The sequence below is a fragment of the Candidatus Methylomicrobium oryzae genome, from assembly GCF_016745425.1.
Classification (GTDB): Bacteria; Pseudomonadota; Gammaproteobacteria; order Methylococcales; family Methylomonadaceae; genus Methylomicrobium; species Methylomicrobium oryzae.
This window is the reverse complement of record NZ_JAERVK010000013.1, coordinates 91178-106759: the sequence shown is the minus strand read 5'-3', so window position 1 is coordinate 106759 and position 15582 is coordinate 91178. Positions and strand designations below refer to the sequence as shown.

The window sequence follows — 15582 nt, the reverse complement described above, 5'->3', positions numbered from 1 at the left end:
CGCAATTATTTGACAGAGTCAACCATGAATCGCGATATCGAATTACCTGATAGCCTGCAAATATTCCAGCTTGGCGCGGGGGATGTGCTTGAATGCATTGAGCTCGCCGCCCGGAATTTTGAAGAATTGGAAGGCTCGCCCGAACGAGTTCGAACTTGGTTCGAAAACCGAATCCTCCATAATCCCTGGCAGAAAGCGTTTCCTGGTATTGGCGTGGGCATCAGGCACAATAAAACCCTAATCGCTTTTCGCGCCATATTCGCTCAACCTTGGTGGATTAATGGCAATGAAACACTCATCGCATTTGCCTCCAATACTGTCGTCGATCAAGCTTACCGTGGCAAAGGATTGGCTAGCGTAATGATCGAGGAAAATAAAAAATTCGCGAATCTATCCGGCAGCACCACGGCCGGCTTTATAACCCAAAAGGCTTACAGAAAGCTTGGCTTTAACGAGATCGGCGGCCCCGATAATGATTTTTTCAGAACAAGGATCAGTTATAAAGGCTCGCTTAAAAAGCGCTTCGGCCCGCAGCTGGGCCATATTATCGGGAAAATTTTCGACATCAATCTGTTTCTTCGAACCTTTACCTATAAACCCAAGGAGAAATTTTATCTGTCCGAAATAAAGCGTTGCGAAAAAGAGTTCGATTTACTCTGGGAACAAGTAAAGCTCAATCAAGTTTCTTGTTTTGACCATAGTAGTCGTTATCTGAATTGGCGACTTTTCGACTACCCTACCTGCCCTTTGCATCTATCCGCGCTAAGAGACTCATCAGGTACATTGAGGGCCTATGGAATTTGGCATATCACCCAATTTACCGGCGATATAAAGATGGCCGTCCTTAGAGATATTTTTTATCAGCCGTCAGATGAAGTCGCAGCCCTAGGATTACTGTATTATTTAATAAATCAATGGCGGAGCGCTGACATTAGCTGGTTCAATCTCGAAGTCGCATCTCCTCCAATAACAGCATTATTCAGACAATTAAATTATGAGCATGTACCGTCTAAGGGAAACCGATACCAGATATTCAGCGAAACGCCGCTTGATCCAGCTGTTTTAAGAAACTGGTACCGCAGTGGGCTGGACGGAGATTATTTTGATTTGCCCTTCTGATAATTGTTTTAAAAGAACAATACTCCTTCCTGTCTATTTCTATAATCTATTGATATTTCTTGGAGATTGTAAAGATGAGTTCCGAAACTGTAGCGGTTATCACTACCGTCTTAAATGAACGGGATGGATTAGAGGAGCTTTTGGAATCAATTCTGTCACAAACCCGAAAACCGGACGAAATCGTTATTGTTGATGGCGGGTCTACCGATGGAACAATTGACGTTCTTAACAAGTACTGCGAAAAAAACCCCTTTATTAAATTTTATATTGAACCCGGTGTAAACATCGCCGAAGGCAGGAATATCGCAATCTCGCGGGCCAATTCTTCAATTATTGCGGTAACTGATGGCGGCTGCAAACCGGTAAATTATTGGCTTGAAGCACTTACCCAACCCTTGCTGGACAATACTGCCTATGGAGCGGTTTCTGGCGTTCGCTTAGTAGATTCAAAGAATAATTTTGAGCTATTTGCGGGCCAATTGTCCACGTCAGGCAATGCCGCGAATGAGCAGGACAGAGTATTTCACGGGCGTAACTCCGCTTTTAGAAAAAGCGTTTGGGAAGAAGTCGGCGGTTATCCGGAATGGCTATATACGGCGGAAGATACTCTTTTTGCAAAAAAGGCTAAATCATTAGGCTGCAGAGTAGCGGTCGCGCCCAATGCGATTATTTCCTGGCGTCCAAGACCAAATATAAGAAAACTCGCGAAACAATATTATTTATACGGCAAAGGCACAGGGCGCATCGCTCAAACCGATTTAAAGACAGTGCTTTATCATTTGCGTAATCATTCAATCTGGATAATAACGTTGCTATTGGGTATCTTCTTTCCGTGGATTTGGCTGCTAACCTTAGCTGTACTTGTCTTTATGTATATAACATTAGTCAAGCCGGTTCTAAAAAAAATAAAATCAGAAAAAACCACACCCTCCGCTAATATTTATGTCCCGTTAATTGTTATGGTACGGAGTTTTTTTAATAATTTGGGACAACTTTACGGCTATTGGGAATATAAAAGAGTCCCTCCCTTTAAAATGAATCTTGACCTTTATTTTAACGGTGATTGGAAAGCCTTATACAAACAAGCAAAATAGGAATAGCTGCTAATATGGTTCGGATAGAGTTGCTTCTTTTATACTGCCAAATAATCCTGTAAATCTAGTCTTCCCGAGCTAACCCTGATCCAGACACTGATATAACCTAGAACTATATAGAGACTAATAATTCATTAACGTTAGTAGAAATATAATAATTAACAATGCATTACGAATAATTGGCTTACTATACGGATTGCTTTGAAAGGTTTTTTATTACCCATCAACGGCCAGCGGTTCGCCTTGCGCTTATCTCGCTATTACCTGAGAAATACTTATGAAACAATCATTCAAATCCGGCAGATTAGGCTACGATCTATGGGTCAAGGATGCATCCGCGGATATCAAAGGCTCGCCTCTGGAACAACTCACCAGACAAACACCAGAAGGATTGTCCCTTAAACCCCTCTATACAGCCGCTGACCTCCAGGGAATTCCTTTTCTGGACACGATGCCGGGTCAACCACCCTTTACCCGTGGACCACGAGCCACAATGTACACATTCCGTCCCTGGACCATCAGACAGTATGCCGGTTTTTCCACAGCCGAGGAATCCAATAAGTTTTACCGTAATGCGCTTGCTGCCGGACAAAAGGGCTTGAGCGTTGCTTTTGATCTTGCCACTCACCGTGGGTATGACTCTGATAACCTACGCGTAGTAGGGGATGTAGGAAAAGCCGGAGTGGCAATCGATACAGTGGATGATATGAAAATCCTGTTCGATCAGATTCCGCTCGATCAAATGTCTGTATCGATGACGATGAATGGCGCTGTTCTTCCTATCTTAGCGGGCTATATCGTGGCCGCCGAAGAGCAAGGCGTTAGCCAGGATAAACTGACAGGCACAATACAGAACGATATCCTGAAAGAGTACCTGGTCCGTAATACCTACATTTATCCTCCCAAACCGAGTATGCGGATTGTTGGCGATATCATTGAATACACGTCCCAATTTATGCCCAACTACAATAGCATCAGCATAAGCGGGTACCATATTCAAGAAGCGGGAGCCGATGCCGCTCTCGAACTCGCCTATACGCTCGCAGATGGGATCGAATACGTTAAAGCCGCTATTGCACGCGGACAAGATGTAGATAGTTTTGCCCCCCGTTTGTCGTTTTTTTTCGCAGTGGGTATGAATTTTTATATGGAAATCGCCAAACTGCGGGCTGCAAGAACCCTTTGGTGGGAGCTCATGCAGCAGTTTGCACCCAAAAATCCTAAATCTTCAATGTTGAGAACTCACTGTCAAACATCCGGCTGGACTTTGACAGAGCAAGACCCTTATAACAACATGGTACGCACTACAATTGAAGCTATGGCGGCGGTACTAGGCGGAACACAGTCTCTTCATACGAATTCATTCGATGAGGCCGTTAGCTTACCCACTAAGACGTCCAGCCGCATTGCTCGCAATACGCAACTGATTATTCAAGAAGAAACCGATATAACGCATACAGTCGATCCATTCGGCGGCAGTTATTTCATGGAAAAATTGACATTCGACTTGATCAACCGCGCCAAAGAAATTCTGCAGGAAATAGACGCTGCCGGCGGCATGGTCGAAGCGATACAATCCGGGCTGCCCAAACTTAGAATAGAAGAATCCGCAGCGCAAAAACAAGCCGGCATTGATAGTGGAGCAAACATCATTGTGGGCGTAAATAAATATCGAGTTCAAGAAGCCTCCGAAATAGACGTCTTAGATATCGATAATACGGCTGTGCGCGAAGCGCAAATCAAGAGGATCAAAGCGGTAAAGGCCACTCGTGACTCTAAGGCGACTGAGCAGGCGCTGAATGCGTTAAAGGATGCAGCAGCCAGTGATTCAGCAAATCTTTTGGCGTACGCGATTGAGTGCATGCGGAAGCGCGCCACAGTAGGGGAAATATCCGATGCTATTGCTGAAATTTATGGCAGACATACAGCTACTACTCAAGCAGTGAGCAATGTTTACATCAATAACTATAAAGATTCTGGTGTAATTGATGACGTCAAGCAGCAGATAGCGGAATTTACTATAGAAGAAGGTCGAAGACCCCGTATATTAGTCGTCAAACTTGGGCAAGATGGGCACGACCGCGGAGCTAAAGTCATTGCAACCGGATTTGCTGATTTGGGGTTCGATGTGGACATCGGCCCCCTGTTCCAAACCCCTGAAGAGGCCGCCAAACAAGCCATAGAAAACGATGTCCATGTCATTGGCGTATCAACCCAAGTTGCAGGACATAAGACCTTGGTTCCTCAGCTAATTAAAGTGCTTCAAATACATGATGCTCATGAAATCGCAGTGGTAGTTGGAGGGATCATTCCAACTCGTGATTACGCTGAACTTAAAAAAGCGGGAGTTGTGTCAGTCTTCGGGCCGGGTACGCCCATTCCAGAATGCGCAGCCCAGGTTCTTCAAGCGATAAAAAGCAAGCAAAAAAGCGAAATCGCAAAATGAACGTTGCATTTGATCTGGCGGAAAAAATTCTAGCGGGCCAGAGACGCGCGCTGGCAAAAGCTATTACCCTAATTGAAAGCACTAAACACGCCGACCGGCTTATTGCAGAAGAGATTTTAACGCGGATCATACCCCATACTGGTAATAGTATAAGATTAGGCATTTCCGGTGTACCTGGAGTCGGCAAAAGCACGCTCATTGAAGCTTTGGGCAAATATCTGCTTCAATACAATAAGCGTCTTGCCGTACTCACCATTGACCCTTCCTCGCCAGTAACCGGCGGAAGCATCCTCGGAGACAAGACCCGCATGGAATCATTGGCGCGCGAAGAGAATGCGTTTATCAGACCTTCGCCTACTAATGGAAATCTTGGGGGTGTGGGCAGACGAACCCGGGAAACTATGCTTGCATGCGAAGCCGCCGGATTTGATTTCATCATTGTTGAGACTGTGGGAGTGGGCCAGTCCGAGGTAGCCGCTGCATCGATGGTAGATGTTTTCATGATGTTACAGTTGCCGAACGCGGGTGACGAACTGCAGGGAATCAAAAAAGGCATTCTTGAACTTGCCGATATCCTTGTCATCACAAAAGCCGATGGACAGCAAAAGCAAATGGCGGAACATGCACGACTAGAACAACAACGAGCCCTACATCTTACTCGGCATGAGAATAATTGGAAACCTCCTGTCTTGACGGCAAGTGCACTCGAAGACAAAGGAATCGCTCAAATTTTTGAAAGTGTGGATGAATGTCATCGTATCAAACAATCGTCAGGACAATTGCAATTAAAACGACAAGCACAAGCAAGAGCTTGGTTTGAACAAGAGCTAGTTGAAGGAGCGAAAGACTGGCTTGTTCATCATCTCGGTTCATCCCATCAATTAGCTGATGCCGAAAGTGATGTAATCGGTGGTAGGATTCCCGCAAGTGCCGCCGTGCGGCATATTTTTGATCAACTTTTGAGTGGCGCTGAATCTACGACTAAGAAGATCCGAAGATAAATTTTCGTATAAGTTTCGTAATAACACAGTATATAAAACTGATGTACTTTTCAACGCGGTATACAACCATTAAATTAAATGAAATTTCGTCAAATACCTTTCTCTTTGACCTGCCCTTTTCAATGACTTCGCATAGATTAGTGCATTTTTATAAGCCGGCTCTGTTTCCGGAATTCAAACTCATGCCATTTCAAATTTTCCCATTCTCGGATTAAATTTGTAATCCGGGATTGTTGATCGACATCTTCCAACCAGTCCCCGTAAGGTTTCCATTGCTGCAAGTCGCTCATATAGACTTGTTCGTTTCGAAAATCGAAAATCACCCGTTTGCCACCGTAAGTGATATGTCCTATTAATGCTGGAAGCTTGAGGCTTCCAACTAATTGAAATACTGTTTTATCGGGGTTTAACCATTGGTTTTTCAGACCCAAAGCGGAACGAATCGCGATTTCCGCAACATCGACTTGACCAACTGCTTCACGAATTTCGATGCTCGGATCGTTTATGAGGAGAGGAATATGCGTTTGCGCCTCATTAATTGCATGACCGTGGCCGAGAAAACCGTCTTCGAATAACGATTCGCCGTGATCGCCCAATACTACTAATGTAGTTTGGCCGTAGAGATTTTTCGACTTCAATACCTCGACCACCTGCCCGACCGCCCAATCGGCGTTAGCGACCGCGTTCCAATAAGTTGCCGCGACCCATTCGCGGTTTTGGCTACGAATTTCCGAACGTGGAATAAATTCCTCGATCAGTATTTTACGCATGTTCGGATGTGAATAGGGGAAATGCGCAGCCTGAAAATTTAAATAAATGAACTGAGGCTGATTAAAATTCAGTTCGGCAAAGCGCTTTCGAAATTGCTCAACAACTCGCTCTTCGCTAAGCCTCAAACTACCGGAATCCTTACTTGGATAAACGCGATCCTCAATAGCGGTACGCGCATCGAAATAATAATTCCCTTTTTTGTTCATACCGGTATTTGTGGCAACATCTCCAAACGACTCGTCCTGCCCTGAAATAATCGAAATGTTGTAGCCAGAATCTTTCAAAAAATCGAGTAACTTAATGCGATCATCGTTATGAATCAGTTCCCGATTAAATAATGCCATCAGAGATGTCGTCGTATAGCCGGTATGACTGTATGCATATTCAGCGGATGTGCCGGTCCGAGCGATTTCGCGCATTACAGGCGCTACATAATGGCCATTAACTTTCTGGTCCAATAAATCAGCTCGCGCTGTTTCCAGGACAATCAGCACAATATGCTTACCTGGTTTGGGAGAGATTCCTCTTAAAGGATCTGAAGCCAAAGGAGTCAGCTCGGCATCGCCCAAAAGACCGTCCTCGTTAATCGAGTTTCCTGGAATATCCAATGCTCCTGGGTAAATTCGGGCATCCCATGGCGCCGAATCTTTTGGATATCCAAAAGATCCATAACCATCGCGATCAAAATCGGTCAAACTATCCAAACCCGCACTGATCATCTTATATGAGGTTTTCTTTTCAAGCCCGTAACGTAAAAGCGCGTTATCAGAGAGCCTGTATGTAATCAGCGGTGTCACAATTGCCATCGAGATGAGAGACCATTTTAAAATAGCTGATTGTGGTATCTGTTTTTGATAATCTCGAGAATACTGATGATTTTTCAGGAAACGAGTGCTGAATGCGAAGATAAGCATGATTACTGCCAGGATAGCGGTAAACAGCACAATCTCATTGGCCGCATACAGCAAGCCTTGCTTTAAGCTTCCTCCGCCAAGGTTGGCAATGATCTGATAGTTAATCGTATCGTTGAAATACGACAAGACTTTGAATTTGAGCCCCAGCCAAATGCCCATTATTAGAAGGACTACAATGGTAAAGCTGTAATAAATCAAGATACCGTATTTATTGAGTCGATCTGCGATATAGAACCAAAAATAAGCCAGCGCCCCGAAAAGTAAAAAATCGTACCAAAACGATATAGCAATAAAAAGAGCTCTTTGAAGTGGAGTCCTATAAGCGTAGGGCTGTAAAAATCCGCCTACAAAAATATCATATTTAACATATAAGAGGGCGAGCTCAAAAAATTGAATAATAAAAATAACTGTCAAGGCTGAAATGAATCTGCGGTGACGCCATAAAGTTTTTTCCAGCCAAGCCAAAAACATTACCCAAAGTTGTAAATTTAATTAATGAATTGCAATTATCTTAAAGGTCTCTAGAAAATCTAATATAAGCCCTTTATTATCCATAATGAATCAAAAGTGATGCATATAAGCCGAATCGCTTATCGCAATGACTTTTCTGAAAAATTCATTTGAACTATAGTTTCCTGTTGAGGCTGAACATAAACATTTCTCACAAATAGATAAGTACTCCCTTTATGCCTCTCATGTTTGTAAATCTGTTTTAATTTGAAAGGGGATGAAGGAAGTTGCAAAGCAGACCAAAGAAGATCGGAATGCGCAAATCGGGGCGTAATAAATGGGCCGTCTGCAATTACTATTGCACTACAGGAAATGCTGTCGAGCAGCCTTAGAACAGCTTCCGGATTATCAACTTTAAGTGCATAGCGATGCCCCATGAAATCTGACTTTGCCAATAATTGCGAACTCCGCACCACAAAATTTTTATGATAAGAATCTTTAAGCGCTACCTCGGCAGCTAGCGCACCTTCTGCACCGGCATTACCATCAATAACAATGACTCTACCACCAGGGTGTTTAGTTATCTCATTAGCTATTAAATCCATATGCATATCGAATCTCATTGGGCGATTATTTAGAAATTCCCCTCCTGGGATGGAAAATAAAGCCAGTGCAATCGGAAAAACAATCCAAGATTGAGTAGTTATCGATCGGAGTTGCTGCATAATTATCCATACGCCAATCACCATGAGTATCACTAAAGGGGGGACTGCGGAAGACATGTATCGCTGATCTAAATCGACAGGGACGATAGAATGGAAAAGAAGAGTCACCATTACCAGCGAGCAACATACTATTCCAATCTCTTTAATTTCATTATCTTTTTGTGAAAAGAAAGTTTTGACTATACCGAGAATTACGGCGATCAAACCCCAAAAACCTAAATTAGCATATAAAGCGGACAAGAACGTGGATGCCGCTAACATGAAATATTCGACTCCCCAAGCATAATTAAATCCATCACTGGAAATTTTATACGTTATGAGTGTCCAGCCTCCGACAATTATGAGCCCAATGATACCGGAAAGATAGGTGCGCCAATCCTTAAGCAGGCTCCAACCGCCTGTCAATGCAATATGTAACAAGGGAAATAATCCCAGTACCCAACCGTTGCCTTTCACCAAAATTGCGGCAGCTGCAGCCAATGCATAAGCAATCCCTAAACGCAGATTAGGTGCTTTTGCATAAGCGTTCCAAATCAGCGCCGCTAAAAAACATAAGCCAGCAAGCGCCTGATCCAGCATAAGACGCACTGTGTTATTAAGTACAATCGGGCTCATGACATAGGTAAGCGCAGCCAATATCGCCCAAGGTAATCCAAGCACCTGCCGAACCACTCTCGCAACTAAAAGAGCGGGGAATGCCCCAACCATTAAATTAATAATTAGAAATGGCCAGGGCGCGTGGGGAAGAACAAAGAAAAATAAGCTCAAAAAAGCATAATAAAGAGGAGGCCAATGTCCAATAGAAATCTTAGGGTAGTGAACATAAAAATCTTGAGCGTAAGACAATGGATTTTGCCCGAGCGCCTCTGTCAAATAGGACCAAATCAAAAAGCTATTAAGAAAATGAGAGCCTTCATCACTTCCCGAAAGACCGCTATCCAGAGCATGAAGAGAGTTCATGGCTATAGCCAAAACAGCCAATGCGGTCATATAAATAGTTACGTCAAAGAACCATGCTTTCCAGGTAATCAATTTAAGGCGTCTCAAATTGTATAGCCAGTTAGTGTTTGGCATTTTTCCGCCAGGTTCCATAAATACGAAATATCTATACACATTGAAACTTATGATAGTTTGGAATGCTGTCGCTAGGGTTACAGAAGCCACCGGCCAGACTCCATAATGCACTAACAAAAGGTAAACCAAATAATTGACAGAAGCCATGCTCAGCGAGACGATCCCGTATCGTACGGCCTCACTAGCAGAATGCGGCTTATTTACTTGATAAGTGAAATAACGATTGGCGAGCCATGTAAAGGTCATCGCAAGAATAATAGCTGGGACCCGGGCTCCCCAAGGCGCCACCTTTTGTTGAATAAGCAGATAGGTAATACCCGCATCAATGACGAATCCTATCCCTCCAACAAAAAGAAAGCGAACAAACATATATAATTATTATTCAGAAATATTATTATTGGCCATATACCACATGCGCTTATGCTCCAGCCGTCCTCGAGCAACACTATCTAAGATTAACCCGCTTACAGCACATATACTTGCCATTAAAATAAGCCCTGTGGCTAAAATTGCGGTTGGAAATCTTGGCACTAAGCCTGTTTCCATATAGGTTATAAGTAGCGGAAATGCCAGAACAACCGCGAATATCGATAATCCAATAGCGAGTAACCCAAAAAATCGGGCCGGCCGAATTTCCTTAAATAAAATTAAAAAGGTAAACATAATTCTAAATGCGTCGCGAAATGTTCGGAGTTTACTGACCGATCCTTCTTGGCGGGCCCCGTATTCCGTTGGAATCTCAGCGATAGGCATACGGAGTTGACTGGCATGAACCGACATTTCCGTCTCAATTTCAAAGCCACTGGAAATTGCTGGAAAACTTTTTACGAATCGTCTTGAAAAAATCCGGTATCCGGAAAATATATCAGTGAATAAAGGCCCAAATAAACTGCGATACATTCCATTGAAAAGCCGGTTCCCAAATCCATGCCCTATACGGTGAGCATTTTTATAGACATTACGCCGAGTACCGACGACCATGTCGAGATTCTTGTCAATAAGATGCTGAATCATATGAGGGGCGGCCCTGGCGTCGTATGTCCCATCCCCATCTGCCATAATATAGATCTCAGCGTCTATATCCGAAAACATTCTTCTTACCACATTCCCTTTTCCCGGCCATTGTTCATACCGTACTATGGCGCCTGCTGCTTTAGCCTCCTCAGATGTATTGTCTGAAGAGCAGTTATCATAAACATAAACTGTTGCCTGAGGTAGTTCTTTGCGGAAATTTGTGACTACTCTACGGATAGCTAAGCCTTCGTTGTAACAAGGCAAAAGTACAGCTATTTTCCTCTTGCTTAAACTAGCAATAAAATCATCTTGCATATATCAACTCTCTTACTGTGTTGGCTGGATATAGCGAAAAATTAGCAATTATTGGCAGGAACTTTATAGAAAAATAACTGCTTTTTAAATGGCTAGCGGTGATTAAATTTATTGAATAAAAAATCTTGTGGAAATAGGTAGTTTCCCATCATACGACTATTGATTAAGCATACTATATTCCAGGCTTAGCTAGTGCTATCAATAGATAACGCAAAAAACAATTCGCTAGATATTCAAAATATCGATCACCTTAGGGCAACTCTGAATAACTTAATTTCGTTTATAGCCCGAAAAGTTCACCATGAACTGAAGCAACAGCTTACCGTTCGTCCTGAACTTGCCGAAAAGACTTAATCAGGATTTCCTTAAGGGAATATTCCATTTATCGTCGCCTAGTCTGTAACCATTGCTCCAGCATCATCAATATCCAGATCAATTCACCGTAATAAGCAGCATGGATACTTTGATGCATAGTAATAGCATGATCAAGAAAATCATTTTTAAAAAAATCGCGTTTTTTTAATGCAAGAAGACTGTCATAAGCGAGCTCTTTTAATGGTTTGTGATCTTTGAGCCAAATTCCAAACGGTAACCCGAATCCATGCTTGGATTTATTAATGATTTGCTTCGGCAAGAAATCGTGCATCGCCTGCTTATAAAACCAGCGCAATTGCTGACCTTTAAGCTTATCAGACGACGGAATCCGACAAGATAAATCGATGATTTTCTTATCCAATAACGGATAGCGCACGGCAACGCCCGCCATTTCGCACATTTTATTGACTTTAACCAGATCGTTATCATGCAGCGTCGTCTTCCAGTCCATGTAGAGCATACGATTGAGTACGCTGGCTTTTTCCGGCCGGTTATAACAATTGCGCAGGCCTTGTATCGGCGCGTTGACGTCAACGCTCTCTAAAAATTCGGCATTGAAAATTTCGTGGCCCGAATGCCGATTTAGAAAGTTGTAGTCCTGAAGACGATCCGGCAGTGGAATTTCGGCTTGCTCTACATAGCGCTTGGCTTTATGAATGATTTTGTTTTTTAGAAAAACTTGCGGGACCTGATACAAGCCTGACTTAAGTAATGTTCTTGCCAAGCCCGGGATGTGATAATACCTGTCGAACAAAAGTTGCTTGGCATAGCGTTCGTTTCCGGCAAACAATTCATCGCCGCCATCTCCCGCTAACATCACTTTAATGCCGTTTTCTTTGGCCATTTTGGCACAATAATACGCCGCCAGCGCCGAGGAATTTCCAAAAGGTTCGTCATAATATGCGGCGATCTCGGGTATTGCCGAGACGGTATCTTCCGGTGTCAGATAATATTCGTGAGAACGGGTATTAAAATGCTGCGTCGCAATGCGCGCATATTCGATCTCGTCGTAACCTTCGACCGGAAACCCCATCGTAAACGTTTTGGCCCTGTCCGGAAAAATACGCGATAAAGCTCCGGCAACGCTCGAACTGTCTAAACCGCCGCTCAGAAAAGCGCCGGTATCATCAGGATCATTTGCATAGTCTTTGACAATCTGGATTAACTGCTCCTGCAAATGCTGTCCCGCCTCGTGCAACGACTGTATCTTATGCTCTGAGAACTCCGGTAGCCAATAATAAGAGACTGCAATATCTTGATTTCTATAATTGAGTAATTGCCCGCCTTCCAGTTTTTTTACGTGTTTGTATATCGTGTTAGGGCTTGGACAATGATGAAAATAGAGATAATCGTAAAGAGCCTGTTGCGATAGCTCGGCGCTGACTTGAGGATGGGAGATCACGATGTCCGCAGTACTGCCGAAAACCAGTCCTTCCTTTAATTGAGCATAGTAAAGATGCTTTAGTCCCAAATAATCGGTGATTAAGCTAATTTCATTGGAGGAAGCATCGAACATGGCTCCACTGAACGGATAGTCCTGTTGCCCGAGCGAAGCAGAATTCAGTTTATTAAAGCGTTCGGCAAAATTGTGAAGGGAGCGAGCAGGCTGATCATTTACACTTGCGACAACATAATCAGGCCCGGCAATCAAATTTTTTTGAGGAGCTAAACATCCAAAACGGCCAGAGACATGACACTCCAGATCTATTTTCAAAAATTCAGGGGCTTGATTTTTTAAAGTTTGCAGCCAGCGGACTGCCTCTTCCTGATTTAAGTTATTCGCGACATAACCAGCTAAAAATCCCATAATTGCCTTTTTAATTTTAATTAAGAATCGCTGTTTACAGCGCCGTGCGGCTCATCGATTGCCTATTAAGCTATAAAAAATAGTCACCAGACGATCAACGCGTTTATCCCAGGAATTTTGCTTTGCGTACTCTATAATTGTGCTTTTATCCCAAGTTTTGTTTAAGGCCGCTAAAAGTGCATCGAAAAGACTTTGTGAGTTGTTAAACTCAACAACTTCTCCCAGATAGGCTTCTTTTACTACTTCCTTGTTCCCACCGACATCCGTAGTTATTACCGGTAAACCACAAGCCATTGCTTCTAAAAAAACATTGGCCCAGCCTTCGTTAGAAGTGGCTAACACAAACACATCAGCTGCTGAAAGAGGGTATTTGATTTCCTCTGCACTTAATGCCCCTAACAATCTGACATGCTCCGACAATTGCATCTGAGACACTTTTTGCTCCAGAAATAAGCGATTATCACCTTCGGGAGATGCCCCTCCCACGATCAAATAAACTAAATCAGGAAATTCTTTTAGCAGTGCCGGTAGGATGTCGATGACTCGATGATGGCCTTTTCTGTCAACTAATGCTCCAACGGAAATAAACACTTTAGTTTGTGCAGATAACGCAAAGCGCTCGCGTGCGATGAGTCTATCAATCGGATAAAACTTTTGAGTATCAACACCGTTCCCGATAACTTCTATTTTATCTTCTTGAGCACCTAGCAAGACGACATGCCGTTTAAGCGAATCTGAAACCGAAAAGACTCTAGTTGCACGATCCAATGCCTTAAGAAGTCTTTTTTTCCGCCCTGGCATTCTTGATAACGGAACTTCCGTCCCACGTAAGGTGATAGTCACGGGCACGTTAAACCATTTTCCGAGTAAAGTTGCGGCATAGCCATCCGGATAGGCAAAGTGGGCATCGATGATATTGAAAGCGAATTGTTTCTTCAGCCTGTATAAGGTTGTCAGCGCAGACAGCGCCATGAAGAAACCATCCAGATTTTTGAAAAAACCGGGAACCGAAAAAAAACGGGGAAAATAGACATCAACACCCTGCTGATTTTCATAACGCGGCGGCTGCGGTCTAAATCCGGGCTTATAGCGGCGTAAGAGATGTTGCAACGGAAACCAGGGAACAGGGGAAACCACAACAAGGGGGCAATGTTGGCCCACTTTAAACATACGTTCCCTGATAAAAACGCCTGCATTGGGTTGAGCAGAGCTCGGAAACAAGGAACTGAAAACAATCAGGCGGGGCTGTTTTGATTCCATAAAATGGCTAATATCCGCAAAGTTTCGAATAAACGGCAGAATAGCGGCCTACGCTTGCCGCCCAATTTCGCTCCTCTTCCACATACGTGCGGCCATTGGCTTTTATAGTCTCCCATTCCGATCGCTGCTCGATCAGATCAATTAGTATTCGCGTCAGATTTTGCTCATCGCCTGCAGAAAATAAAAAGCCGTTTTCACCCCGATTGATGAGTTCTTTATGTCCCCCTACATCCGATGCGACCACAAGGCGTCCCTGGGCCATCGCTTCCAGAGGCTTAAGCGGTGTTACCAATTCGGTCAACCGCATGGGCAGGCGCGGATAAACGAAGATATCGACCTGATTGTAATAGTCTGTCACCCGATCATGAGGAACCCTTCCGGTAAAAATGACGTGCCCGCCCAATCCCAGGTTTTCCGTTTTTTGTTTGAGTATCTCTTCCTGAGGACCGCCCCCTACCAACAACAAGCGGACATTGGGCGCCTGTTGCAGAATGGCAGGCATTGCATCCAGTAATAAAGGAAGCCCCTCATAAGCATAGAACGATCCGATAAAGCCGAGGACAATTTTATCGGTCAGCCCCAGCTCGTCCCGTAAAACGGGGTCGGCTTTTGCATTGAAAGTAAATTTTTCAATGTCGACCGCATTCGGAATAACGGTAATTTTATTTTCGGGAATGCCTCTCGCGATGATATCGAGGCGCAATCCCTCGCAAATGGCGGTAACCGCATCCGCCTGCCTGAAGACATGAGTTTCCAGGGCTCGAGTCAACCTGTAACGCAGGCTGCCCTCCGTCGTCGTGCCGTGATCGACTGCGGCGTCTTCCCAAAATGCGCGGCATTCGTAAACGACCGGCAGTCTGAATTTTTTTGCCGCTCTCAGCGCTGCCACTCCGTTCAGTGCCGGAGAATGGGCATGCAAAATATCGGGCCTGATCTCGGGAATGATCCGGTCGAGCCGTTTTGCAAGCGAATCGGCCACAGCCCATTGATTAAGGAGCGGCAGTTTGGCAGGCAAGCCTTCAACAGGCTTCGAACGGTAAAATTGAAAGCCGTCAACCTCTTCTACCGGCGCTTTCGCGCCGATTTGTTTGGGCGAGGTAACATGGAATGTTTCCCAGCCCAACCGTCTTTGCTGCTCCAGGATGGCTCGGGTGCGAAAGGTATAACCGCTGTGAAGCGGAATGGAATGATCCAGAATATGCAAAATTTTCATGCTT

The 15582-nt window shown here is 44.1% G+C and carries 10 protein-coding genes; 4 read left to right on the top strand and 6 right to left on the bottom strand.

Annotated features, from left to right (window positions below; all coding sequences use genetic code 11):
* Positions 1-24 precede the first annotated feature (24 nt).
* The 4 genes from JJL52_RS15125 (at position 25) to meaB (ending at position 5660) form a co-directional block, all read left to right on the top strand.
* Complete coding sequence (locus tag JJL52_RS15125; RefSeq protein WP_202053324.1) at positions 25-1119, top strand: GNAT family protein; 1095 nt, start codon at positions 25-27, stop codon at positions 1117-1119.
* Positions 1120-1193: 74 nt separating this feature from the next.
* Complete coding sequence (locus JJL52_RS15120; protein ID WP_202053323.1) at positions 1194-2213, top strand: glycosyltransferase; 1020 nt, start codon at positions 1194-1196, stop codon at positions 2211-2213.
* Between the two features lie 277 nt (positions 2214-2490).
* Positions 2491-4659, top strand: coding sequence for a methylmalonyl-CoA mutase (scpA, locus tag JJL52_RS15115; protein WP_202053322.1), 2169 nt, complete (start codon positions 2491-2493; stop codon positions 4657-4659).
* Positions 4656-5660, top strand: coding sequence for a methylmalonyl Co-A mutase-associated GTPase MeaB (meaB, locus tag JJL52_RS15110; RefSeq protein WP_202053321.1), 1005 nt, complete (start codon positions 4656-4658; stop codon positions 5658-5660). The genes scpA and meaB overlap by 4 nt, the downstream gene beginning before the upstream one ends.
* A gap of 137 nt (positions 5661-5797) precedes the next feature.
* Here meaB and JJL52_RS15105 read toward each other — a convergent pair whose 3' ends face one another.
* From JJL52_RS15105 to JJL52_RS15080, 6 genes are all read right to left on the bottom strand, one after another.
* Positions 5798-7810 (bottom strand): LTA synthase family protein, encoded by a 2013-nt coding sequence (locus JJL52_RS15105; RefSeq protein WP_236994283.1) that lies wholly within the window; start codon positions 7808-7810, stop codon positions 5798-5800.
* 125 nt (positions 7811-7935) lie between these two features.
* Positions 7936-9963, bottom strand: coding sequence for a GtrA family protein (locus JJL52_RS15100; RefSeq protein WP_202053319.1), 2028 nt, complete (start codon positions 9961-9963; stop codon positions 7936-7938).
* A gap of 9 nt (positions 9964-9972) precedes the next feature.
* Positions 9973-10923: a glycosyltransferase gene (locus tag JJL52_RS15095; protein ID WP_202053318.1), complete on the bottom strand. Its 951-nt coding sequence runs from the start codon at positions 10921-10923 to the stop codon at positions 9973-9975.
* A gap of 382 nt (positions 10924-11305) precedes the next feature.
* On the bottom strand, positions 11306-13105 hold the full coding sequence (locus JJL52_RS15090) for an asparagine synthetase B family protein (RefSeq protein ID WP_202053317.1): 1800 nt from the start codon (positions 13103-13105) through the stop codon (positions 11306-11308).
* Positions 13106-13156: 51 nt separating this feature from the next.
* Complete coding sequence (locus JJL52_RS15085; protein WP_202053316.1) at positions 13157-14365, bottom strand: glycosyltransferase; 1209 nt, start codon at positions 14363-14365, stop codon at positions 13157-13159.
* Positions 14366-14372: 7 nt separating this feature from the next.
* A complete protein-coding gene (locus JJL52_RS15080) occupies positions 14373-15578 on the bottom strand; it encodes a TIGR04063 family PEP-CTERM/XrtA system glycosyltransferase (RefSeq protein ID WP_202053315.1) in 1206 nt (401 codons plus the stop codon).
* Between the last annotated feature and the right edge of the window lie 4 nt (positions 15579-15582).